We start from the raw sequence: 24,678 nt of genomic DNA on the forward strand, positions 1-24,678 counted from the left end.
CTCAAAGTTGGTATCTAATTGGTAATCTTTATGTATAGTTTATAACGAGACAACTTTACGTGCAAGTTTTGACGTTTTGTATTTTAATACTAAAGTTTCGCACCCCTAAAAATAGGGGTAAAGACATAAAAATTCCGCATGAACACTGGGTTTTGGTATAATTTTGTTGACGACAAAAAACTACCAAACGAGGTGTTATCATGCGGAAACCTGTCAAAGAAATTGAAAACGTTCTTAATACACATGGCTATTCAATTAACAACATCATATTCGATGTGATGAAAACTTTCAAGTTCAAAACACTTTGTTGCCAAGTAGGCTTCAATAAAAAGGATGGCTATAGTGCTTCGGAAGTCATCACGCTCATCATGGTGTTACCCCTGATGTTGCTGAAAAGTGTGAACGCCTTGTATAAGAGCGAATTCCAAAAGGTTACCGCAATGAAAAAGGATACCATTTACCGCCTTAAAAATGATGAAAGAATGCCTTGGAGATCGTTGCTTCTTGCTGTAGCCAAACAGTTCCAGCAATTGGTGAATCCTAACAAGGAAGTGGCGAGTAATTCAGCCTTTATCCTAGACGACACAACTGAGGCTAAAACCGGAAAGAAAATCGAACAAATCTCCATTGTTCACGACCATGTTACGAGTAGGAAAAGCAATACATTAGGATTCAAAAACTTGACTCTTGGCTTTTTCGATGGAAAGAGCACCATCCCCCTTGACTTTAGCCTCCACTCTGAAAAACGCTTAAAAAAGGCAAGACACCGGAAAGAGCAGTTTAAAAAGCAGCGAAATCCCAAATCTTGTGGCGCCAAACGGATTCGCGAGTGCAAAATCGACAAAATTACAAACGGTTTGAATATGCTTAAACGTGCTCTTAAAAAGGGATTTAGAGCAAAGTATGTGTTAGTGGATAGCTGGTTTAGCAGTAAAGAATTTATTGAAACCGTTCGAAAACTGGACAACCAATCCATGCATGTCATCTGTGGAGTCCGGAAAGACTGGCGGAAATACACCTATAATGAAAAATCGTTGAATGCGCAGGAGTTGCTCAAAACATTGAAAAAAGAGAGGAAGGAAAAACGCTGTCGTAAACGGAATACCCGCTATTTTGAGGTTATGGTGACTTATGAAGGGATAGGCGAAGTTAAACTATACTTTTGCCGTTTCCCCTATCAAAAAGAATGGAGATTATTCCTTTCCACAGACACATCGCTGTCCTTTTTAAGTATGATGGAGATCTATTCCATCCGCTGGACCATTGAGGTATTTTTCAAAGAAGCGAAGCAACATCTGAAATTGGGGTCTTGTCAATCCAGAGATTTTGATGCCCAGATAGGCCATGTGTCAACCTGTTATCTTCTCTACGTCCTTCTGGCTTATTTTCGCCGAGTAAACGCGTATGAGTCATTAGGCGGGGTATTTCATGTGATTAAAGACGAGTTACTCGAAAAAAACTTGGCCCAAAGACTCTGGGATTTATTTGAAGAGTTACTGCAAGTGATCATCGCTGAGATGGCTGAGCATGGTTTTGTGGACATTTTGGAATTTAAAAATTCCAGTGAGTATCAGTACATAAAAGAACTTTTTGAGGATTCTTTTCTAACAAATCAGTTAAAAAGGATTGAAAAGGCATGCTGAGTTGGAATAATCCGCAAAAACAAAGTGTCGAATTTTAAATATTCGTCCCACGTAAGTCGAGCTTTCGGGGTGCGAAACTTAAGTTAATATTATTTAAGAGGAACGAAAAAAACTGGTGGATTGCTTATTGGTTTTTCGAAAAGGCCTGCATCTTTTATCTGATGCAGGCCTCATAAGGAATTAATCGGATAGACTAAATTGAAATTCTCCCTTAGGATTTGTATCCACGAGCAGATGATGACCTTCGTGAAACTCTCCTTGGAGAAGTTTCATCGCTAAGGGATTCTGAAGCTGTTGTTGGATAACCCGTTTCAAGGGGCGAGCTCCATAGACTGGATCATATCCTTCTAAAGCCAATCTACTGCGTGCAGATTTTGTTAAGTCAAGGGTGATCTTACGTTCAGCAAGGCGTTTGCGGAGCTGGTTAAGCTGAAGATCAACGATTTGGTGAATGTGTTCTTCTCCTAGCGGATGGAACACTATAATTTCGTCGAGTCGATTTAAAAATTCTGGCCTAAAGTACCCTCTTAGTTCCGCTGTTACTTTTGAACGAAGTTCTTCTTGGGGAGCCCTCGTTCTGGTCATTTCTTGAATGAGAGGACTGGCAATATTGCTCGTGAGAATGACGACAGTATTTTTGAAGTTAACCATTCGGCCCTGTCCATCTGTTAAACGACCATCATCAAGAAGTTGCAGTAGGACATTAAAAACATCCCCATGAGCTTTTTCTACTTCGTCAAAGAGTACGACACTATAGGGCTTGCGTCTAACGGCTTCCGTGAGTTGTCCTCCCTCTTCATAACCTACATAGCCTGGAGGAGCTCCGATTAAACGGGAAACTGTGTGCTTTTCCATGTATTCCGACATATCGATACGGACAATGGCTTGCTCATCATCAAAGAGGAATTCAGCAAGTGCTTTGGCAAGTTCTGTTTTACCAACTCCAGTCGGTCCAAGGAAAAGAAATGAGCCTAGTGGACGGTTCGGATCCTGGAGGCCGGCTCGGGCGCGACGAACTGCATCAGCAACGGCATGAACAGCTTCTTCTTGTCCTATCACTCGTTCGTGGATCCGATCTTCCATGTGAACGAGCTTTTCCATTTCACTTTCTATGAGTTTCGTGACGGGTACGTTTGTCCATTTGGCGACCACTTCTGCTACATCCTGCTCATCAACTTCCTGTTTGAGTATGGTATTTTTCCGGGTGCGAAGCTGGTCTTCCAAGGAGCTTAAATCTTTTTCTAGCTTTGGCAATACCCCATACTGGAGTTCAGCTGCTTTATTATAGTCGAAGATTTGTTGAGCTTGTTCCATCTTTGTCCGAGTCTTATCGATCTCCTCTTTTAACTCGTGAATCCGATTGAGTATTTCTCGTTCTCCTTGAAGTTGAGCTTCGAGCGCGGTTCTTTCTTCTTTCATGTTAGCAAGTTCTTCCTCAATCTTGCCGAGTCGTTCCTTACTTCCCTCATCTTTTTCTTTCTTCAAAGCTTCTCGCTCAATCTCAAGTTGCATCATTCGGCGCTTGATTTGATCGAGTTCAAACGGATCGCTAGTAATCTCCATTCGCATACGAGCTGCAGCTTCGTCGATAAGATCAATCGCCTTATCAGGAAGGAAACGATCACTAATATATCGGTCCGAAAGAACTGCTGCTGCAATAATGGCTCCGTCGGTGATCCTAACACCATGATGGGTTTCATAGCGTTCTTTTAATCCACGTAAGATTGAGATTGTATCCTCAACAGTAGGAGCTCCGACCATGACAGGCTGGAAACGGCGTTCCAAGGCAGCATCCTTTTCAATGTATTTTCGATACTCTTTTAAAGTCGTTGCACCCACCATGTGGAGTTCTCCACGAGCGAGCATAGGTTTTAGCATATTACCTGCATCCATCGCGCCTTCGGCTGCACCCGCTCCTACGACTGTATGAAGTTCATCGATGAAGAGAATTACATCATCACGGTCCTGGATCTCCTTAAGGACAGCTTTCAGACGTTCTTCGAACTCTCCCCGGTATTTTGCTCCAGCGATAAGAGCTGACATATCTAAAGTAATGACTACTTTGCCCTTAACCGACTCAGGAACATCCCCACGAACAATTCGTTGAGCTAAGCCTTCGACAATCGCAGTTTTCCCTACTCCCGGTTCACCAATGAGTACGGGGTTGTTTTTCGTCCGTCTTGAAAGAATTTGGATAACCCGACGGATTTCTTCGTCCCGGCCAATCACTGGATCAAGTTTTCCACGACGGGCCTGTTCAACGAGATTCCGACCATATTGCTCGAGAGCGCGATAGGTTCCTTCTGGGGTCTGGCTCGTAACTCGTTGTGTGCCTCGAACTTCACGAAGGGCTTGAAGCAGCTTTTCACGATTCAGACCTTCTTGTTTGAGAATTTTCTCAGCAGCTCCCCCAGCTCGATCGAGTATCGCGAGTAAAAGGTGCTCAGTGCTTACAAACTCATCACCAAAGGTTTCCATCTCATCATGTGCAGAAACCAATAGTGTTCTTAGTCGAGGAGAAATCATAAGTTGGACATTGGACCCACTCATGCGTGGAAAACGATTAACTTCCAAACGCACTTTTTGTGCCAAAGCTCCTACGGCAAGGTTCAATTTTGTGAGCACTTGGGGAACGACGCCCTCCCCTTGCTCAAGGAGAGAGAGCAGCAGATGCTCAGGCTCCACTTGACTATTGCCGTTTCTCTCGGCCATATTTTGGGCACTAATAATCGCTTCTTGCGATTTTTGGGTAAAACGGTTGGTGTCAAAAGACATCTGAGATCACTCCTTTGGGCTTGTGTTAGATGGTTTCTTGATATTATTATAATCTTCAATAAGTCTAAGGTCAATAAAGGTCAGACCGAAATTTGACCTTTATTGACTAAAATAATATCTGACTAAAGCTAATCTGACTGCTTGCCTGAAAAGAGGAATCCCCAAAAGTGGTAGTCACTTTTGGGGATATTAGATAAAAATTTAGGTCCAGATTTGGATCGACCCGGGTATAAGGGAAAAGTGAACAGGAGTGCAGCCTGGCTGCTCTCCGTCAAGATCGAGAAGTCCAGGTGGATCTGATTGAATTATAACGTTTTTTCCTCTATACACAGCCACACCGGGAACGTGAAGATGTTTCCCTCGATAAATTTTAGGCAAATGATGTAAAAGTTCAGGGGGTGTAAAATCCCCAAGGATGACGACATCAAAATAGCCATCAGAAAAATCGGCATCTGGTGCGATCATCATTCCACCACCGATATACCGACCGTTGGAGACCATAATACTATTAATGCGCTCATTGACAATGACCTTTCCATCAAGGATGCATTTCATGTGTTTATTACGGTAAGCAAAAATACTCACTAAACTTCCAAATAGAAAGGATAGTTTACCCCCAAAAAATTTACTATGGTGATTAACCCTTGTTACAGTCTCTCCGCCTAACCCAACATCGGCGACATTTAGAAAATATCGATGTTCTATCGTACCGAGGGAGTTCATATATTGAACCTGCCCACAATCGATGGGGACAATCCGTTCTCGGCGTAGTACTTCAAGAAAGGAATTAATGCCCCGACTAAGGTTCAAGGAGCGGAGAAAGTCTCCTCCCGTTCCATGAGAAAGAATTCCAAGGCTTGCTTCTGGGTTGATCAGGGATTGGTTTTCATAGAAGCCGTTCACTACTTCATTGAGCGTTCCATCTCCCCCTACAGATAGAATCTGGTTAAAATCACGTAAAGCTCGCCGAGTCAATTCAGTGGCTTCTCCTGGGCAGGTAGTTAACGCATAATTGAGGTCCACTCCGTTTTTATTCAGAAGTTTTAGGATTCCAGGCCACTCTTTCCCCGTTCGTCCGTTTGCGGAGGCGGGGTTTACAATCGCAAACCAGGGCTTTTCATTCATAGTCTCTATCTCCAGCTTTATTATGTAAAATAGGATTTTTCTTGCTAAAATGACACTATTCTGCATCCTGGAGAGAAAACCCTTTTTAAGAAGGACAATTTCTTAGGGGTTAGTTGTAATCATCTGCACCGGGTAGCCCGCTTTTCCTAATCGCTTGATTATTCGTTGTTGGTGCTCAAAATTCTGAGTTTCCAAGGTCATACTTACACGGGCATACCGTAATGGAATGCGTAAGTCGTAGCGAGAGTGCTCAACGGTAACGACATTGCCACGTTCATGGGCGATCAGCTCGAGTACTTTTTCAAGATTTCCTGGCTTATCAGGTAGTATTGTCTGAAAGATCATGGAGCGCCCTGAGCGTCTAAGCCCTCGTTCAATAATCTGTGCGAGGAAATTAACATCGATATTTCCACCACTTAGGATAAGTACGGCATTCTTTCCAGTTAAATCCACTTTGCGCTGGAGAGCTGCTGCGATAGTTACGGCCCCTGCTCCTTCAGCAATGCTCTTCGTACGTTCCATCAAGGTAAGGATTGCTTCACTGATCTCTTCTTCTCCGACTGTAACGATGTCATCAACATAGTCGCTAACGGTTGGGAAGGTGAGGTCTCCTGCGCACTTGACAGCAATTCCGTCAGCTAATGTACTTGCCTGTTCCAGAGGTGCAGGTTTTCCGAGGTGCAAAGCATGCAGCATGCAGGGGGCACCTTCTGCTTCAACCCCAATGACTCGAACCTTGTGATTTAGAGATTTCACGGCGACAGCGATTCCGGCGATTAACCCTCCTCCTCCGATGGGAACAAGGATGGTGTCAACCTCTGGAAGATCCTCGATAATTTCTAAACCAATTGTTCCTTGACCAGCCATTACATCCAAATCATTAAAGGCATGTATAAATGTTGCTCCTGTTTCGGACTGAACCTCCACAGCCTTTTGATACGCATCATCATAGACGGAACCCGAGAGGATCACCTTTGCGCCATACCCTTCAGTAGCTGAGACCTTCGTGAGTGGTGCACCTTCTGGCATAACTATTGTGGCCGAGATACCAACTCTTGACGCAGCCATGGCAACGCCTTGGGCATGGTTCCCAGCTGAAGCAGCAAGAACTCCTTTTTTCTTATCCTCTAGAGAGAGGTTGGCAATTTTATTCGCTGCTCCACGAACTTTAAAAGAACCCGTCTTCTGTAGGTTCTCCATCTTGAGGTAGATTTCTCCTCCGGTCAGGGAACTAAATGTCGTAGAATGATCAAGTACCGTCCGATGAACGAAGGGTTGAATTGTATTTCGCGCTTCTAAGATCTGCTTTATGGTGAGTAATTCTGGCATGTTAACGCTCCTAACCCATAGTATAAGCAAACAGTCAAGGAGTAGTATGTATCGAAAAGAGCTCACCTATCCCCGATACACATTCGGGAGGGTGAGCTCTTTTTACCATTAATAGAATTTTGAGTGGAAGCTACTCAAATCTCTTTGCCTAGAATCATCTGGACCCGTTTGAGGAGATCATTTTTTACCTGTGTAAGAGTGTCCTGAAGTGTATTTGGGTTTGAGCTCTTCACATTAAAATAGAACTTGATCTTAGGTTCTGTGCCCGAAGGACGAGCCATAACAAAGCCACCCCCATGGAAGGAATAACGCAGGACGTTGGATTGGGGTAAGCTGAGAGGATAGTTTTCCTGATCTTCTTTCGTAAGTCGTTTCCCCATTCGAAGCTCATAGTCATCAATTCTTTCGATAGGTATTTCGCCTAAGCAGGAAATTTCTGCAGTTCGGAGTCCCGCCATTATTCTATCCATTTCCTCCTTTCCTTCTTTCCCTTTTAAGGTGATTGAAACCTGGTCATCGGCGAAGTATCCATACTTCTGTGAGATTTCATTGAGGACATCTATTAAAGTACGACCTTCGACTTCTTTATAGTAAAGCGTTGCTTCAGCAAGAAGAACAGCAGCTATGACAGCATCTTTATCCCGAACGAAGTGCCCAGCCAAATATCCGTAGCTCTCCTCGAAACCAAATTGGAAGTTCCCTGAACCGTTTTCTTCCATCTCATGTTCTTTTTCGGCGATAAACTTGAAACCAGTGAGTACATTCTCCACACGAGCACCTAAGTCCTTAGCAAGAATGTCGGCACAGTCCGTTGAGGCGATGGTCTTGATAATGACGGCATCCTGTGGAAGAATTCCTAATTCCTTTTTTTGAGTCAAAAGATAGTAGGTTAAAAGAGTGCCAACTTGATTTCCAGTAAGCTGGCGGTAATCTCCCTCGGGCGCATGGATAACTATTCCTAGCCGATCGGCATCTGGGTCAGTAGCAATCAAAAGATCTGCCTTAAGCTCTTTGCCGTGCTTGCGAGCCAAATCAAAAGTCGATGGGATCTCAGGGTTCGGATAGGGTACGGTTGAGAATTCAGGGTCCGGTTGTTCCTGCTCTGGAACAACAAAGACGGAGGAAAAGCCAAGTTCCTGTAGTGCTCGACGAACCGGGATATTTCCAGAGCCGTGGAGAGGAGTATACACTAGTGAAAGAGTGCTGCCTTTGGCCAGAATAAGTTCCGGGTGAAGAGCAAGTTTTTTGACTTGGCCTAAGTAGGCGTAATCGAGCTCTTCACCGATCATGACTAATAGACCCTTTTTTTGGGCTTCATCCTCTGAGAGAGGATGAAGATCATTCCAAGTCTCACGAGCGTTAATCCGTAAAAGAATTTGATCTGCTCGATCAGGTGGTACTTGTCCCCCATCCTCCCAGTATACCTTATATCCGTTATACTCCTTCGGATTATGGCTAGCAGTGACTACAATTCCTGCTTGGGCCTTCAGGTGACGGACAGCGAAAGAGAGTTCCGGTGTCGGCCGAAGGGAATCAAAGAGATAGGCTTTAACACCGTTTTGCGCCAGAATAAGAGCAGCTTCTAAGGCGAATCGATCAGAATAGCGGCGGGAATCATAGGCGATAACAACCCCACGCTTCATTCCCTCTTCCCCACAATCTCGGATATATTCTGCCAGGCCTTGGGTTGCTTTTCGAATGACATAAATATTCATTCGGTTGGTTCCTGCTCCAAGTATCCCACGTAGTCCTCCCGTACCAAACTTAAGGTCGGTATAAAAACGGTCTTCAATCTCTTTCGAATCACTTATTCCTACTAATTCCTGCCGAGTCTCCTCATCAAAGTAGGGGTCTGTTGACCAAAGCTGATAACGTTCTTGAAACATTCGATTGATACTCCTTTCTTTGTTAAAAGAAGCTCACAGGTTATTTTTCCTGTAAGCTTCTTGAATTTATCGAAATACCTTTTAAGTACATAAGGATAAGTTATGCTAAGAAAAGTGAATAAATGTATGTTAAGCTCATTTACGAAAGCTCAAATGGCGTAAGACTACTGCACTTGTTAAGTGGGCGTAATCCTTGAGCATGAGCTTCTAAGGCTGAGTCACAGGATAAACAAGAACCCCGACGAGCCCTGGTCCAGTATGAACTCCTAAGGCGGGGCTAATCTGGCCAAAGAAGACTTCTTTAATATTTGGATGTTCACGCGCGATATTTTCTAAGACACGGGCTTCTGGTTCAGACCCTCCATGCACGATTGCGACATTAGACAGAGTCTCTTTAACGTGGTCTTTGAGAACGTCAGCAAGTTTTTTAAGGGATTGTTCTCTACCCCTTACTTTTGAGTAGGTGAAATACTTTCCTTCTTCATTAATAGAAATAATTGGTTTAATGTTGAGTAATTCGCCTATCGTTCCGGCCACATAACCGATTCGGCCACCTTTTTTCAAATATTCTAGAGTTGATAGGACGTAAAATGCTTTTACTTGCACGATAACTCTTTTCGCAGTTGAAACAACTTGCTCAAATTCAACCGTTCGACGGCTCTCACGTGCAGCTTCTAAAACTGAAAAACCTAAACCCATTGATAGAGTTTTTGAGTCGATGACCTCAATAACCATATCTTTAAATTCCTGAGCAATCGAAGAAACCGCTTGATAGGTTCCACTTAAACCACTCGAGAGATGTACTGCTAAGATATGCGTGACTTTTTGTTCTCGAAGTCGGTTGAATACATCCATAATTTCGGCAGGCGAAGGTAAGGAGGTTTTGGGAACCTCCTGCTCAAGTGAGTCGTACACTTCTTGTGGATCAATATCTACCCGATCGCGAAATTCGCGGTCATGATAGAGGATATGTAAAGGTAACACCTCAATTCCATATTCCTGGATAATCTCGGGTTCCAAGTCACAGGCGCTATCTGTAATGATAGCTATCTTCGTTTCTTGGGGTACAGAAGTCTTAGACATTCGTACGCTCCTTTCTATTTTAAAGTTTTAAATTAGTAACCTAAAGGCATTCTTAAGCAGCTTTTAAAAATTTAAAATCTAAAGGTAGTATATCATAAAATTTGAAATTTCTTTAGAAATTTATCACAATCAAAATAATCCAACTATTTATTGGAGAGCAAACTCTAAAACTTTGTCATGGACTTCTTGAAAAGCGGTAGGATGCTCTTCAATTTCTCCCGCTTTATCAATGCCACGATACAGACAAGAGCCAAAGTATTGAATATCGAGGACGTGGAAAAGATTCTTAACTGAACGTTCCGCACAATCAAAGACATCAGGGAAACGAGTACCCGCTGTAGAGAGGAAGAGGCCTCGCCGAGTTAGCCGATTCGAATCTTTAATAACTTGCTCTTTAAAAACGTATTTTAAAGCCCAGTAAGGCTGCATTCGATCGATTATAGCTTTCATCTGGGCGTTAATTCCCATGAAAAATATTGGGGCAGCGATAACGATACGATCGGCCGCAATAAGGCGTTCCTGTAGATATTGAAGATCATCGGTTTGAATACACTTTCTAGTTTTAGTACATGCATTACAACCCATACATGGAGAATACTTCAAATCACGTATAGATAGGGTTTCTGTTGTATATCCTGCCTGTGATAAGGTGTTCATAGCGTGGTGTAATAAGCGGTCAGTATTTCCATTACGACGAGGGCTTCCAGCGATACCTAAAACATGAAGAGTCAAAATTGATCACTCCTTTTTTGAAGTATAAAAAAGGATTTACATTTTTAAGCAATTATACACTAGATGCTATTAATAGTAAAAGCGAGTTCGCTATTATCATAGGAACTCGCTTTCAGAATGGTTCACAGAAAATATACTGGTTAGGCATCGCATTTTGGGTAACCGACAAAATACCAGATCCTTTCTATGTGCTTTTTCGGCTTTCTCAGCTCTTAGGTTCTTGCATTTCACTTGTTTTTGGATCGTGAATTCTAAGTGGCTCGAGGCCGATAGAAGCTAAAATAGCTTCAATTACAAGCTTATCATTTTCGCTCATTGAACTCCCCCCTTCATTAGTGTTACACCCTATCATAACTGTACATCATGATTAAATCAATAGAAAGAATATGTTAAGACAGGGTGGATTACCCAAAATTCCAAAATTCATAATAAATATATTCACCATTATGAACTATTATTACTATATTGATGGTAAATAAAATGCTTCTGCAAAGAATTAACAAGAAATATTTTCTTTATCATATGCATGTTGATCTCTTTTGTTCCAAAAAAGGCCGACTAAGGCAGTGAGTAAAGTCGCTATGGATAAACGAACGAGTAAGAGTGGCCATACTGGAATTCCTAGGGGTATAAAGATTAAGGTGTCTTCAACTACTGCATGGGATGAGACCAAGAATACGGTTGCTAAGTACATATCTTTTTGAGAAACTCCATCTTCCCGATAGGATTCGAGCATTACTCCCGCTCCATAAGCAAGCCCAAAAGCAAGTCCAGCGGCTAACGTCAATGAAGTGTTTTCTTTCATACCCAAAAAACGGGTAGCCGGAGAAAGCCAATGGGAGATGATCTGGAGCCAGGATAAGTCCTTGAGAATTTGGATGAAAATCATGATAGGGATGACAATCATTGCAATTTGTAATATTCCTAGACTTGCACTTTGAAGTCCATTCCAGAGAATTTGATCCCAACCGTTTAAGACTTGACTTGATGAGGAAACGAGTCCGTATTGGGCGGGTTCATTTCCTCCCTGCCAGAATAAGTTGATGACTAATGCAGACATGATCGCTAGACCGATACGAATACCGATAATGACCCTGAGTTTGAGCCCTAACTTCGCAGCAACAGACGATTCGATGAGTAAATTATGAGAGAAAGAAAGCATCATCGCTAGGATGAAAACGTGTTTTACAGAAAGATCTAATGAAAGGATTGCTCCAATCGCTGCATAGATATTAAGAAAGTTTCCTAAGACAAGGGGAATGGCTGCTTCACCTGGTAAGCCTATCCATTTCATCATTGGTGTAAGAATTTGGATAATCCATGGTAAGACGGGTGTATGCTGTAAGACTTTAACGAGTACAGTAATGGGAAAAATGACTTTACTTAATTCCCATGTGGTACGAAGTCCAGAGAGAAGTCCACGCTTTAATGTGTTCATAATAATCCTCCATTTTGTCTACACTAGTTGCGTTTATAAATCATTTCATATTGAATACTAGAAGGTAATATACCTAAGCGGGTCAAATAGGCAGATATCCAATCCTTAGGTTGGTTCGTTAGGTTAAAATCCCCTTCAGTTATCTCTAGAATTGAGGAAATAAGCTTCTCTACTTGCTCCCATGAACTTGTCCAAGTATCTAATAATGTAGTGTAGTTCTCACCCGTGAAGAGCATACCTGAGTTCCCTTGCAAATTAAGCCAGGCTTTTAAAGAGGAATAACGTTTCAGATGATTTTCTCGGCGTTGCCAGGAGGGAGAAAATTCCGCACGGGCTCGAGCCTCAAAGTATTCAGATAAAGGGACTTCTCGAAAATATCGACACACTTTCTGGGATAAGCCGGACTTAAAGGTCCCTGCGAGTAGCCTATAGACATGGAGCTCTCTCATGAGTCTAAAGCCAACCGCTTCATAGACTTTAGCCGCATGATTTTGAGTTAAGACCTCGAGCTGAAGCCGCTCAAGACCAAGGTCTTGAGCATACTGTATCTGAGTTGACATTAAAGGTGCAAAGAGATGTTTGCCACGAAAGAGTGGGTCAATACTTGTACCTGCAATCCAACCGTCTTCATTCTCTACACTAAGTAAAGCAAAACCAACAATTTCTCCAGACTCTCTGAGTGCGACCGAGTGGAATAGATCTACCTGGCATTGGTATAGCCAAGCCTTCATCTGTACTTCAGAATAATTGGTTTCAAATTGATAGCCTTGCCAACATCGGTTCCAAGCTTGTGTGATTTCATATATACTTGAATTGTCTAAGGTGGAATATTCGAGCATCGAAATTCTCCTTTAGGTGTGTGCTATTTTTGAATAAGTGCTAAATCTTCATTCAATTCGCACTAATCATAAAACATCTTAAAAATTGTATAACTTATTTTATTCGTTTTAAAGTGTAATTTTTCCTTCTTGTTTGACTCATTATTAAAGTCATACTATGATAAAGTGACTATAGCTAAATTCAGTGAGGGGTGTTTTTGTATGAATCCACATTCGATTACCCAAGAAGAATTAAACCATGTTTATTCTTTACTGGATTTTATCCAGGCGAGTCCTTCGGCTTACCATGCAGTACAAAGTGTCGAGGAAGTTCTAAAAGCACAGGGTTTTAAAGAACTCAAATTCGAAGATAAATGGTCTATTCTTCCACAAGAACGGTATTATGTGACAAAGAATGGAACGGCATTAATAGCCTTCATTTCGGGCGAGGATCACCCCGAGAATACAGGTTTCCATATCGTAGGCGCCCATACGGACAGCCCGAGCTTTAGGCTTAAGCCCTCTCCGGAAATTTCGGCAGAAGGACGTTACCTTAAGTTAAATGTTGAGACCTATGGTGGACCCATTCTAAATACATGGCTCGATCGTCCCCTATCCGTCGCAGGTCGTGTTGTCCTTAAAGGGGAATCGATTCTAAAACCGCGTAGCATGCTCATTCATAGTCCTAGCCCAATTCTCGTGATTCCTAATCTGGCTATTCATATGAACCGAAAAGTGAATGAAGGAATCGAGTTGAATAAACAAAAGGACCTCCTCCCTTTACTTTCGACTTTGGGAGAAGGTTTGGACAAAGACGGAATTTTAAATGGACATCTAGCTGAATTACTCAATATCCGATCTGAGGATATCCTAGATTTTGATTTATTCTTATATGAGTTTGATAGTGGTAATGTCATAGGCCTCAATCAAGAGTTCGTCTCAAGTAGTCGCTTAGACGACCTAGCTATGGTTCATGCAGGGGCCTGGGCGCTATCTCAGGTACAAGGCAACGAAGCTACGGCAGTGCTTGCATGTTTTGATCATGAAGAAGTAGGTAGCACCTCCAAACAGGGGGCTGCCTCTCCCCTTCTCGCTCATGTCCTAGAACGGATACTCCTTGCCCAAGGAAAAGGGCGTGAAGCGTACTTCCAGGCTTTAGAACGTTCTTTCATGATATCAGCGGATATGGCACATGCTCTCCATCCGAATTTAGGAGAAAAGCATGATCCTGTTAATAAACCTGTGTTAAATGGTGGGCCGGTCATTAAGATTAGTGCCAATCAAAGTTATACAACCGATGCAGAATCTTCGGTGATGTTTGAGGGGCTATGTCAACTTGCCAAGGTCCCTGTGCAAAAATTTGTGAATCGATCCGATGAACGTGGAGGTTCAACGATCGGCCCTATCTCCGCCACTCACTTAGAAATTCGCTCGGTGGATGTGGGAAATCCGATTCTAGGGATGCATTCCATCCGAGAATTAGGTGGAGTGAAGGATCATTTGGCGATGAGCAAGGTCTTTCGGGAGTTTTTCGGAATCTGATTGATCGATATCTCATGGTAAAGACCGAAGGAACAGAAGGAGAAATTTATACTAAGAAATTGTAATTGGGGGCCTTAATAAGAGGTCCCCAATTTGTATCCCCGATTTTCTACCCCAGCCTGATGGGAACTCTAAAATAGTTCTTGCTTCCTTTATATAAGGGGAGGACTCTCCAGGTTTAAGGTCATCAATTATATGACAAACTCTTCCGTCGCAATCCAGGAACCAAATGGATAAGGAGTATTTCATTCCATGCATATGTACTTGTTTACAGGGAATGAGCCATAGCCCTTGCCCTAGCTCGAGTTTTGGACGGCCAAGCAGACCGCGTAATCGAAGCCAAAAAGTGTCAGCTAGGAGAATTTTTTCAGCTATAGATTCGTTAGTCCGTTGATTCGTTAGTCGAACGAAGGTCATCTTGGGTCTCCCTTCTTTAGCCCATTCTTTGTGTTAGAGCTGAGTTGAGTTCCGTCTTAGAGATACACTTTTATTATGGGTTTATTTCGTTGTGAAGTTTAGGATGATCTGAATGACAGCTGGTCCAAGAATAACGATAAAGACACTTGGAAAGACGAAAAAGACTAAGGGTATCATCATTTTGACAGGAGCCTTTTGAGCTTTTTCTTCAGCACGTTGACGGTGTTTCTGTCGAATCTGTATGGATTGATTCCGTAATACGCCTCCGATCGAGATTCCAAGCTGATCTGCTTGAACAAGAGAAGCGACGACGTTGTTCAAATCCTCAACTGAATTTCGTTTGCTTAAATCTCTCAGGGCGTCCCGACGAGGGCGTCCCATCTTAATTTCTTGAAGAACTTTAAAGAACTCTTCCGCAAGGGCTCCCTTTTGTTTTTCAACGACTTTAAGTAAAGCGGCATCAAATCCTAAACCAGCCTCAACACTAACAGTGAGTAGGTCTAATACATCAGGAAGTTTTTTTTCAATTTCTTGTTGTCGTTGCTTTGTCCGTGCTTTAAGCCAGCTCCGAGGAAAAAGATAGCCAATCAGTATACCAAAGACTAGGGCTTCTATTCGCATGAGGGGACTAGCATGAAGTAGAGAAAAAAGTCCGAAAAAGAGCAACCCAAGTAAAATGGCTAGTCCATATTGAAGTCCCTGCCATTCCCCTTCGTCCCATTGTCCATTTAGTCCTATGGTCCCAAGCTCTTTTTGTGTTCGGTCTTTTCCTTTCGAGGAAGTCAGTCGGGAAAATTGTGACCCAAGGGTATGGAGAAAGGGACGGAGGATACGTTCCTTTAATGGTGGTACCTCGTCTGAGACCGAGGGTTCAATCCGCCCTAAAGCCCGTTGAATTCGTTCTTGGGGGCTATTATCTACTCCTCCGGCGACTATCGCTAGGACAGCAAAGAGAACAAAACCAAAAATACTCAGTAAAATTAGAGGTTCGATCATAAGTCATCCCCTTAATTTTCTTCTTACATCCAAGTTGGACTGTTACATTGGAAAAAGTTATTACGCTTCAACATTAATAATTTTGCGGATGATGATAAACCCTATACACTCCGAAACAAGCCCCGCGCCGAGCATAATCAAACCTATAGGGTGGGTGATGAGTAATTTAAGATAAGATGGATTTATAACGCTGAGTATTGCAGCAATTGCAAAGGGTAGACCCGCAATAATAAAACCAGACATCCGCCCTTGGGCGGTTAAGGTTTTGATTTCCTGATGAATGCGTATTCGATCCTGAATTGTGGCATGAATATTCATGAGGACTTCGGCGAGGTTTCCCCCTACTTGTCTTTGAATGAGAACAGCTGTGACAAGAAGGTCCAGATCGTCGCTGCCAACTCGCTCCGCAAGATGAAGGAGCGCGGTCTCTGTGGAAGTTCCATACGTCATTTCCTTAAGAGTGAGTTTAAATTCTCCAGAGATTGGGTTAGGCATCTCCTGACTGACCATTTCCATAGCCTGCAAGAGAGAAAAACCAGCACGCAAAGAGTTAGCTAAAATCAATAAGGAATCCGCTAACTGATTATTAAATTGCTTACGTTTGCGTTTCTGTGCAGATTTTAACCAAAGTTTGGGGATGAACCCCCCAGTGAATAGGAATAAAAGGCTGAGGAGTACATTTTGCAGAATAAGCATCCCAGCGAGATAAAAAACAAGGGCTAAAAAGCCTTGCAATACAAGAAATTCTCCGCCTTTAAGCTGAATATCACCTTGCATGAGTTCTCGATCGATTTTTTCACTCCACCGCTTAGGAGTTAACCCCCCTAAACGGGAAAGAAAGACTTTGACATCTTTTTTATCGGAAGTGGAAACATGTGGGTTGCGTATTGCAGTAAATCTCTGAAGCTTCTCCTCTAAAGTTTCTTTACGCTTTGAAAGTGCCATAATCGTGAGGTAGACGAAAAGAAAGGCAGATACCGCAGCTATACAAATTATGAGATTATATTGACCTATGAGCATTATGGAATCCCTCCTTGTGAATTGGAGAGTTTTTCACTTAATATATCCAACCTAATTCGTTCTTAGATTAGGGTCAGTGACCCTTTCATTGAGGAAAAGTGTTTCAGGTAAGGCTTGCCCAGTCGCGTTGAGTTTCTCCATAAAGTGTGGCCTTATTCCAGTGGCTCTGAAGTAGCCTTGTACCTTTCCCTGTTTATCAATGCCAGTCTGTTCAAACCGAAAAATATCTTGAAGGACGATAATATCCCCTTCCATTCCTAAGACCTCTGTGATGTGCGTGATCCGCCGACTTCCGTCTCGGAGACGACTCTGCTGAACGATGACATCAATAGCACTGGAAATTTGCTCGCGAATCGCCCTAATCGGCAGCTCCATCCCAGCCATGAGTACCATGGTTTCCAGTCGGGAAAGCATATCCCTTGGAGTGTTTGCGTGTCCTGTAGTAAGCGAGCCGTCGTGCCCTGTATTCATGGCTTGGAGCATATCCAGAGCTTCCCCGCTTCGCACCTCACCGACGATGATACGCTCGGGACGCATCCGTAATGCGTTGCGAACTAGGTCGCGGATGGTTATAGCCCCTTTTCCCTCAATGTTTGGAGGGCGGGTTTCAAGAGTGACAACATGTGTCTGACGAAGTTGAAGTTCAGCCGCATCCTCGATAGTAAGTATCCGTTCGTCTTCTGGAATAAAGGCCGAAAGTACTCCTAAGGTTGTCGTCTTACCTGAGCCAGTTCCACCAGAGACTACAATATTGAGACGTCCTTTGACACAGGCTTCAATAAATTGGGCCATTTCCGCTGTGAGCGTCCCGAAGCGGATCAGGTCCTCCACTTTAAAAGGGTCCTTGGCGAATTTTCGAATGGTTAAAGTAGGTCCATTTAAGGCAAGCGGTGGGATAATAGCATTAACACGTGAACCATCAGGAAGGCGGGCATCGACCATAGGCTGGCTTTCATCAATTCGACGCCCTAAGGGAGCAACAATCTTCTCAATGATATGAAGAACGTGGTTATCGTCATAGAAGCTAACTGGAACAAGTTCTAGCTTCCCTTTGCGCTCGACATACACTTGGCGAGGCCCGTTGACCATAATTTCACTGACATCGGGGTCGTTTAATAAGGGATTAATAGGTCCGAAACCCAGAATTTCATCCATGATATCTTGAATAAGTCGTTGCTTATCCAAGCGGGGAATCGTCAATCCTTGGGCTTCAATTTTCTTCTCAAACATTTCTTCAACCACGGGACGCAGGGTCTCCGAGGTTAACTCATCGGTTTGTGACATATCTATAGTCTGTATAACCTCGTGGTGGACGTGATCTTTGAATTCCTTCCACGGATCATTGAGCTGTAGCGTTCGGTTCGCACGTACATCTTGTAGTGTTTCCTCAGGATTCTTTTTCTCTTTTTCTAAGCGTTTAAGCAAGGACATGGGTTATCCCTCCTAGAAGCCAAACACACGACGAAGTCCATGGAGTGACTTTGAACGGTTTGGTACGTGCTCAGTAGACATGGCTGTAATCTGTGCTGCTTCGCTTTTTTCAGTTAAGAATGTTGCGGCGATTCTCCGGATGCCTTCAGCTGCTTTGCTTTGAGGATTATGCTCGACGAAAGGTATTCCTTTATTAACAGCATTGACTAAGGTTTTCCCATCGCTCAGGATTTCAAAGCTAACCTTGAAATTAAGGGATTTTTCTATATCCGAGAGGTCTAAGCCCATTTCTCGGCTAGAGCGATTCAATATAACCTTTACTTTATCGAGATAATGTAAATCAGACATCGTTTCGAGGCTCAGCTTTGTATTTTTTAAGGCGGGGACCTCCATAGCAACGACAAGGAAAATTTTCTCAGCAAGGTCTAAGCTAAGTAAGCTAATATCTTCAAAACGACTGACATTATCTAGAATGATGAAATCAAAGTGAGGCTTTACTTCTTTTAGAATTTGCTCTATATGTTCCACTGTTACCAATTCCGCATACTCCGGTCGCGTCGGAGCGGCTAAAACCTGAACACCCGAGGAATGTGTCAAAAGGAAGGATTGAATTTCGCTAAATTGAAGATTGCCAGTCTGGGTCAGATCCGCTAGGTTGCGCTTAGGTACTAGGTTTAAAAACACTCCGACATCTCCGAATTGAAGATTAAGATCCATCAAAAGGACACGCCATTTACCTGAGTGAGCGAGTTCAACAGCTAGGTTGGTGGCTAACGTAGTTTTTCCGACGCCTCCTTTTGTACTAAAGAAGGAAAGAATCTGTCCTTTGCGGACATGAGATGCCGCTGCGTTTGGGTGAGGCTGTTCTACTTGGGCTCCGCGTTTACGACGTTCTAATTCATAGACTTTGGCGATAGCGCTTGCAAGCTCATCTCCAGTAAAAGGCTTAACGATATATTCTCGAGCTCCAGCCATCATGGCACGACGTAAATAGGCATTCTCTCCTTGGACAGACATGATGACCACAGAGCTATTAGGTGCGCGAAGAGCTAAGAGTTCCGTCGTACGAATTCCATCCATTTCGGGCATGTTAATATCCATAAGGACGATATCTGGAGAAAGGTCTTCGGCTAAAAGAAGAGCTTCAGAACCTGAGCCTGCTTCGCCAACGACCTCAATATCGGGTTCAAATTCAAGGAGTCGCTGAATACTTTCACGCGTGTCACTGATGTCATCGACTATCAGGATACGAATCTTTTTCAAGATGCTCCCTCCCTACTTATAACGGTTTAAATAGTTTGGATCAATAAATTGATTAGAATTAAATGGAGTCTCCTGGCGAATTTCCTTGTTCGCTGGATTTCTAAGAAGTAACCGAATACTTCCCTTTTCACTTCCTAGAGTGACAGCCATGGCTTGGGGCACAGTAAGTGCTAGTGTATACGATTTCGAATCCCCAACGTTTTTGTCCTTGGCTGCATTATCCCCGACACTTAATACGAGGATATCCTGTGCAGCAAGTGAAGTTAAGGTCTGAGGATTGTTTCCTGCCAAGTCCTTTATATCCATCGTCACCAGAATGTCCACATGATCTCCAGGTCTTACTTTATACCCCACTCCACTAACCAGCCCGATGGGAATGGCGACTGCTCGCTTACCTTCGGGAACAGCCAGTGCACTAGACTCTGGTACGTTAGGAGTTGAGGCTGGGTCGGTAGGTCGCTGTAAAACATTGCTTACAAGTAAATCACCAGCCATTAGGTTGACGAGACTTACTGAACCTATAACACTTTGTATATTAGAAGCCCCACCTTGAGGATATCCTTGACTGGGTACATCCTTGAGCATAACTTGGTCAGGTTGAATAACTGTGCGAGCTGGAATATCAATTTTAGCAACAACTAAGGGTTTTAAAGTCACTGTAGGACTACTTTTCGCATTGTTTAAATAGATGTAGGTTGATCCGGCGGCAATCAATCCGCAGATTAAGGCAAGGAAAAAAAAGCCTTTTCTTTGCATGATGTTTCAACTCCTGTTTAGCGATCCACAAGTTTGGGGGTATAAAGCCCGTAATCAATTTCCGTAGAACCGTCTTCCATTTGTTCCTCTTGTTTAAGGAGGTCGGATAGAAGGCCACTACTCTGTTTGTTAGGTACTAGGCTTTTAATAAAACGCCCCGTAATAATCGATTCGGTACCAGTTCCAGCTACCCCTTCCAAAAAGAAAGCTGCGAAACCAACGATTTTGACTTGACTCACTGTATCCGAACTCTTGGTAATGACTTCTATGATGGGAACGTAAATTATCTCTGGTGCATCTCGATCGTAATTATTGAAGGTGTTACGGGGAACCCGGGTATCACGGGCTAAACGTTCCTCTACCCCTTTTTTTGTTGGACCGCTCATGTTTCCGTTCTCGATATCGACAATCTGCCCTATGCTAAATGTCCCATTGTAGCCATTGGCGAGATCTGTTGTGTAGTCTTTTGCCCCGTTTCCATTCAGTCGAAGGGGTCCAAACCAGCCTTCATATCCTGTGCCCGATGTTTCTTCACCAGAACCGAACTTTAAGGTATAGGTCTCACCGTATACGAAATCCTGTTTTTCGATACTTAAAGGCACAGCGCCGGAAATAGAGCTCGGGGGAAGCATTATTGCACGGGCTGTAGCGGATAGATTTCCTTCGGTAATACCCCAGATTTTTGCGAGATAGGTAGGTACTTTTTTCTTGGCGGAAACTATAATTTTTGAATTTCGTGCTTCGAAGTCAACAGCTATCTCAGAAACGTTATTAAGCGTAGCATAATCTTGGGCAACCTGTTCAGCGCGTGAAGGGTCTTTGGGGAGCTCTTGGACCCCGGCCAAAGCCGCAGCATCGACTGCATTTTGTAATTTAGCTTTCTGTGCGTAAAACATTCCTACATCGGTTACTAACGCCCCGAATCCCAGAAGTGTGGTAAGTCCTAAGGCAACGAGGATTACAACACTTCCCCGTTCCTTTTTTGATCCTTTCATATCCTCTCCCTCAATCCCTTCACATGCATTGATTACTCTAACCTCATATTGAGGGTTGAGTTAACGACTACAGGGTTTGGAATAACGTTACTGATGATTGGTATTATCAACTGAACTGGATACGTCACTTGAACGGAGACCCCTTGACCGGATTGACGATTAAGTTGATTAGGAGTAATTTCAACAGTCAGTGCGGAGGAATTTAAGGCCGGTGCGGCATTAAGTACCGCCTCACGGATTTCGAGATCTGTTCCTCCTATGGTGGCGAGACGAGCCCCTGCTCGAGCGGCGCTGCTAACCGTGATATAGGCGTGACCAATTCGGCCCATTTCAATCACTCCAAAGAGAAGTAGAAAAAATAGTGGAATAACAAGGGCCATTTCGACAAGAGCTTGTCCGTGTTGCTCTCGGCGGAGTTTCATCATATTATCACCCTCCTAAGGGGAAGACGAAGGCAAGAACAGTTCCGAGGACGATGGCTATTCCGTAGGGGAATTTTTCTTGGCGAGCCTCCCTCATGTCTTCCTTAAGAAAACTTAGGTTAGAGAACAAAGGGAGAATAAGGAAGAAACGTTTTAGGGTGACTCCTAGTGCTTTGCGTCGTAACAGCAAAGCGGCAGAAATAATACCGCCGATAATTGCTCCATAAAGGAAGCTGTGGACTACAAAGTTTGGTCCTCCGAAGGCTCCGATTACGGCGAGCAGTTTAACATCTCCTGCTCCCATGCCACCGAGGAAGTATGGGAGCAGTAAGAGAATAAAACCGAGAAAAGTACCGTAAAGGCTAATTCTAAGTCCAGTGAAACCTCCGCTAAATGCGTGTAGAGTTAAGGCGAAGAGGAATGCTGGACCGAGGAGCTTGTTATAGATTCGCTGTTCCCGCCAATCCGTAAAGGCGGCGATGCTTAAGGTTAAACCTAAAGCGACTTCATTGAGACCCAATATCTATGCCTCCTTTGGAAACGACCCTACTGCAAGCAGTAGGGTCGTGAATAAGTTTGACTTCAGTAATAGCATAAGTTTAAAATAATTTGCGACTAGAAGATTCTCTTTATTATAAAAATTTCATTCACCTAATTTAGTACCGATTGCATTGAATTTGGCAGTTAGGTTAGTTCCAATTAAGGCAAGTGCAGTAATAACAACTACTGCGACCAATGCAATAATTAGTCCATACTCGGTCATCGCTTGACCTTTCTCGTCCTGAATAAGCCCAAGTAATTTTTCTTTCATATTAAAAGCCTCCTTAATATTTTTCTGAGTCCGACTTGTCCTCTTGTGATATTAGTATATAAAGAAACTAGTCTTTGTGATATCGAGCATTAGTCTCGATTAGAACGGCTAGAAGTCACGTTTTTACCTGTTCTATTTGGATCAGGCGCTAGGACTTAAGACTAATGTGCGTGGACGAAGGGACCAGGACGATATAAATTTCATAGTAGAAAATGCAGGAAATAAGAGGAATACCGAGGAAAAGAGTGAATCCTGGATTGTTTTTTTATTGCCAAGAATGTATGACTCGTTAATATAGAAATTACTCATAAGAAAAGACCGGCAAATAGCCGATCTCATTTACTGTAAAGAATTTTGAATCATCCTTTTGATGTAAGCTGATGACCTCGTTACTCTCGCCAATAATAGTCAAGTGGCTCATTATCCTCTATTGATGGGAGGCCTTCTGGGAAGGTCGTAAGCATCGTCTGTAAAAAAGCGGTGGCGTTATCCTTATGGACTGGAAGTATCACAAACTGGTCTTTTTCTTCAACTGCCAGATGTACTGCTACCAAATCTTCTAGCTGCGTGATTTTTTGCCCTGTGTGTTGACAAATTACGAATCCCTGTTGGTGGAGAAGCTTTTCAAAACTTTTTAGGCCTAGGACTAGGTTTATTTGATACATTTATTATAGCCCCTATCTGCAGTGATGCGGTTTTGGTATTATATTTATGCGAGATGATTTAATTTCAGGATATAGAAAACTTACTTCTGATGGAGTTTTATACTCCAACTGATGTAAGTTGCACTTATCAAGGGACTTAACACCACTTATCTGCAATTTAATGAGCTAGGTATTGGTGTTGGTTATTCATTAGGACAGTTAAAAATAGTAATTTTTTTGTGGTTAAGTTTAATCTTAACCTTGGTAAGAGTGAGGAAGAGGGATTCAAAACGATGGAGCATCAGATTAAGCGCCCTTTAGATATTGTTCTCTTTGATGCGAATAGTTATTATGCAAGCTGTCATCAAGCGGTTAATCCCGATTTAAAGGGTAAACCGCTGCTTGTGGCTGGAGATCCAAAGAATCGGACAGGAATCATCTTGACCGCGAGTTTTGAAGCACGCTTGCGTGGGGTTAAGACCGCGATGCCATTATCTCAAGCCCTAAGGTGTTGTCCAGATGCAGTAGTCCTCTCCCCTGACTTTCATTTGTACTTAGATCTCAGTGAGAAGATGTGGGAGATTGTTGGACGTTATACGGATAAGAAGCATATCGAAGTGGTTTCTGTGGATGAATGCTTTGCTGATTTCTCGGGATCCCATCTTCTCTTTGGGAGTACGGAGGAGATTGCGCGACGAATTCAGCGAGAAATTCTAGAGGAACTAGGCCTTGGGATATCGGTCGGAATCAGCTACTGCAAGATTCTGGCTAAGCTTGCTAGTGATTATGAACGAGACCCTCGTAGTCGGATTAAACTGCCTCGCAGTTTCACAGTTATTGCCCCAGAGGACTTAAAAAGGAAAGTCTGGCCAATGCAAGTAGGAGATTTATCAGGGATCGGCTCTCAGATGGAGAAGCACTTAGAGAATCTGGGTATTAAAACGATTGGAGATTTGGCACTCTTTTCTTCTAAGGTTTTACAGCAGAGATTCGGAATCTATGGGTTAAAGATTTACGATTGGGCAAATGGACGAGATGAACGGCTAGTTACTCCGGAAGATAACGTCCAGAATCATTCCTTAGGGCGTTCTATTACGTTACCTGAGGATTTGACAGATTCGGAACGTGTTGCAGAGGTGTTACTATCACTTGCGGATAGTGTCGGGAGAAAGGTTCGACATGAGAAAGCCATGGCGCGAACGATCACTCTCTCTATTAAAAATTCAAAATTTAAAACCCGGACCTACTCCATTACTCTCTCTGAACCGACGGATTTTACAGATGTGATTTACAGAGAGAGTTTAAAGCTCTATCAGGAAAAATGCCTTAAAAACGAACCCATTCGCTTGCTCGGTATTACAGCGGGTCGATTACAAAAAGGCAATGAGCAAATGAGCTTATTCCAAGAAGATATTGATGAGCAAAAGGAGTTATCACGCACGGTTGATGAACTCCGGGATAAATACGGGTCAAAAATTGTTATGCGTGGTACCCAACTTCTTAGCTTAAGTCGGGACATATCTAGAAGAAATAAAAAGAAGGATAATTAACT

The 24,678-nt window shown here is 43.1% G+C and carries 22 protein-coding genes; 3 read left to right on the top strand and 19 right to left on the bottom strand.

Features of this window, described 5'->3' with window-relative positions; translation table 11 throughout:
* The first annotated feature begins 200 nt into the window (after positions 1–200).
* Positions 201–1,643 carry an IS4 family transposase gene (locus tag ACZ42W_RS11085; RefSeq protein WP_464167791.1) on the top strand — a complete coding sequence of 481 codons (1,443 nt, stop codon included), beginning with the start codon at positions 201–203 and terminating at the stop codon, positions 1,641–1,643.
* 180 nt (positions 1,644–1,823) lie between these two features.
* Here the strand turns inward: ACZ42W_RS11085 and clpB are convergent, their stop codons facing one another.
* From clpB to ACZ42W_RS11125, 8 genes are all read right to left on the bottom strand, one after another.
* Positions 1,824–4,418 carry an ATP-dependent chaperone ClpB gene (gene clpB, locus ACZ42W_RS11090; protein ID WP_464170780.1) on the bottom strand — a complete coding sequence of 865 codons (2,595 nt, stop codon included), beginning with the start codon at positions 4,416–4,418 and terminating at the stop codon, positions 1,824–1,826.
* 201 nt (positions 4,419–4,619) lie between these two features.
* Entirely contained in the window at positions 4,620–5,543 is a 924-nt protein-coding gene (locus tag ACZ42W_RS11095) for a diacylglycerol/lipid kinase family protein (protein ID WP_464170781.1), read from the bottom strand.
* A 102-nt stretch (positions 5,544–5,645) separates the two neighbouring features.
* Positions 5,646–6,872, bottom strand: coding sequence for a threonine ammonia-lyase (ilvA, locus tag ACZ42W_RS11100; RefSeq protein ID WP_464170782.1), 1,227 nt, complete (start codon positions 6,870–6,872; stop codon positions 5,646–5,648).
* A gap of 134 nt (positions 6,873–7,006) precedes the next feature.
* Positions 7,007–8,758, bottom strand: a complete 1,752-nt coding sequence (locus ACZ42W_RS11105) for a phospho-sugar mutase (RefSeq protein ID WP_464170783.1) — start codon at positions 8,756–8,758, stop codon at positions 7,007–7,009.
* A 207-nt stretch (positions 8,759–8,965) separates the two neighbouring features.
* On the bottom strand, positions 8,966–9,841 hold the full coding sequence (locus ACZ42W_RS11110) for a DegV family protein (RefSeq protein WP_464170784.1): 876 nt from the start codon (positions 9,839–9,841) through the stop codon (positions 8,966–8,968).
* Positions 9,842–9,988: 147 nt separating this feature from the next.
* Positions 9,989–10,573 carry a flavodoxin family protein gene (locus ACZ42W_RS11115; RefSeq protein WP_464170785.1) on the bottom strand — a complete coding sequence of 195 codons (585 nt, stop codon included), beginning with the start codon at positions 10,571–10,573 and terminating at the stop codon, positions 9,989–9,991.
* A 496-nt stretch (positions 10,574–11,069) separates the two neighbouring features.
* Entirely contained in the window at positions 11,070–12,011 is a 942-nt protein-coding gene (locus tag ACZ42W_RS11120) for a nucleoside recognition domain-containing protein (protein ID WP_464170786.1), read from the bottom strand.
* Positions 12,012–12,034: 23 nt separating this feature from the next.
* The gene (locus ACZ42W_RS11125; RefSeq protein ID WP_464170787.1) at positions 12,035–12,850 is read right to left on the bottom strand and encodes a GNAT family N-acetyltransferase; all 816 of its coding nucleotides are present in this window, start codon (positions 12,848–12,850) and stop codon (positions 12,035–12,037) included.
* Between the two features lie 201 nt (positions 12,851–13,051).
* Here ACZ42W_RS11125 and ACZ42W_RS11130 point away from each other — a divergent pair, with 201 nt between their 5' ends.
* The gene (locus tag ACZ42W_RS11130) at positions 13,052–14,371 is read left to right on the top strand and encodes a M18 family aminopeptidase (protein ID WP_464170788.1); all 1,320 of its coding nucleotides are present in this window, start codon (positions 13,052–13,054) and stop codon (positions 14,369–14,371) included.
* A gap of 51 nt (positions 14,372–14,422) precedes the next feature.
* Here the strand turns inward: ACZ42W_RS11130 and ACZ42W_RS11135 are convergent, their stop codons facing one another.
* From ACZ42W_RS11135 to ACZ42W_RS11185, 11 genes are all read right to left on the bottom strand, one after another.
* Positions 14,423–14,788, bottom strand: a complete 366-nt coding sequence (locus ACZ42W_RS11135; protein ID WP_464170789.1) for a DUF192 domain-containing protein — start codon at positions 14,786–14,788, stop codon at positions 14,423–14,425.
* Positions 14,789–14,869: 81 nt separating this feature from the next.
* The gene (locus tag ACZ42W_RS11140; RefSeq protein ID WP_464170790.1) at positions 14,870–15,784 is read right to left on the bottom strand and encodes a type II secretion system F family protein; all 915 of its coding nucleotides are present in this window, start codon (positions 15,782–15,784) and stop codon (positions 14,870–14,872) included.
* A gap of 60 nt (positions 15,785–15,844) precedes the next feature.
* The gene (locus ACZ42W_RS11145; protein WP_464170791.1) at positions 15,845–16,804 is read right to left on the bottom strand and encodes a type II secretion system F family protein; all 960 of its coding nucleotides are present in this window, start codon (positions 16,802–16,804) and stop codon (positions 15,845–15,847) included.
* A gap of 51 nt (positions 16,805–16,855) precedes the next feature.
* Complete coding sequence (locus ACZ42W_RS11150) at positions 16,856–18,235, bottom strand: CpaF family protein (protein WP_464170792.1); 1,380 nt, start codon at positions 18,233–18,235, stop codon at positions 16,856–16,858.
* Between the two features lie 12 nt (positions 18,236–18,247).
* On the bottom strand, positions 18,248–19,498 hold the full coding sequence (locus ACZ42W_RS11155; RefSeq protein WP_464170793.1) for an AAA family ATPase: 1,251 nt from the start codon (positions 19,496–19,498) through the stop codon (positions 18,248–18,250).
* A 12-nt stretch (positions 19,499–19,510) separates the two neighbouring features.
* Positions 19,511–20,254 carry a Flp pilus assembly protein CpaB gene (gene cpaB / locus ACZ42W_RS11160; RefSeq protein WP_464170794.1) on the bottom strand — a complete coding sequence of 248 codons (744 nt, stop codon included), beginning with the start codon at positions 20,252–20,254 and terminating at the stop codon, positions 19,511–19,513.
* A 17-nt stretch (positions 20,255–20,271) separates the two neighbouring features.
* The gene (locus ACZ42W_RS11165; protein ID WP_464170795.1) at positions 20,272–21,249 is read right to left on the bottom strand and encodes a pilus assembly protein TadG-related protein; all 978 of its coding nucleotides are present in this window, start codon (positions 21,247–21,249) and stop codon (positions 20,272–20,274) included.
* 32 nt (positions 21,250–21,281) lie between these two features.
* Complete coding sequence (locus ACZ42W_RS11170; RefSeq protein WP_464170796.1) at positions 21,282–21,674, bottom strand: TadE/TadG family type IV pilus assembly protein; 393 nt, start codon at positions 21,672–21,674, stop codon at positions 21,282–21,284.
* Positions 21,675–21,678: 4 nt separating this feature from the next.
* Entirely contained in the window at positions 21,679–22,191 is a 513-nt protein-coding gene (locus tag ACZ42W_RS11175; RefSeq protein WP_464170797.1) for an A24 family peptidase, read from the bottom strand.
* A 123-nt stretch (positions 22,192–22,314) separates the two neighbouring features.
* On the bottom strand, positions 22,315–22,482 hold the full coding sequence (locus ACZ42W_RS11180) for a Flp family type IVb pilin (RefSeq protein ID WP_464170798.1): 168 nt from the start codon (positions 22,480–22,482) through the stop codon (positions 22,315–22,317).
* Between the two features lie 389 nt (positions 22,483–22,871).
* The gene (locus ACZ42W_RS11185) at positions 22,872–23,147 is read right to left on the bottom strand and encodes a hypothetical protein (protein ID WP_464170799.1); all 276 of its coding nucleotides are present in this window, start codon (positions 23,145–23,147) and stop codon (positions 22,872–22,874) included.
* A gap of 272 nt (positions 23,148–23,419) precedes the next feature.
* Between ACZ42W_RS11185 and ACZ42W_RS11190 the strand changes: the two genes are divergently transcribed.
* Positions 23,420–24,676 (top strand): DNA polymerase Y family protein, encoded by a 1,257-nt coding sequence (locus ACZ42W_RS11190; RefSeq protein ID WP_464170800.1) that lies wholly within the window; start codon positions 23,420–23,422, stop codon positions 24,674–24,676.
* The last annotated feature ends 2 nt before the right edge of the window (positions 24,677–24,678 follow it).

The organism is Desulfitobacterium elongatum, from assembly GCF_055378975.1.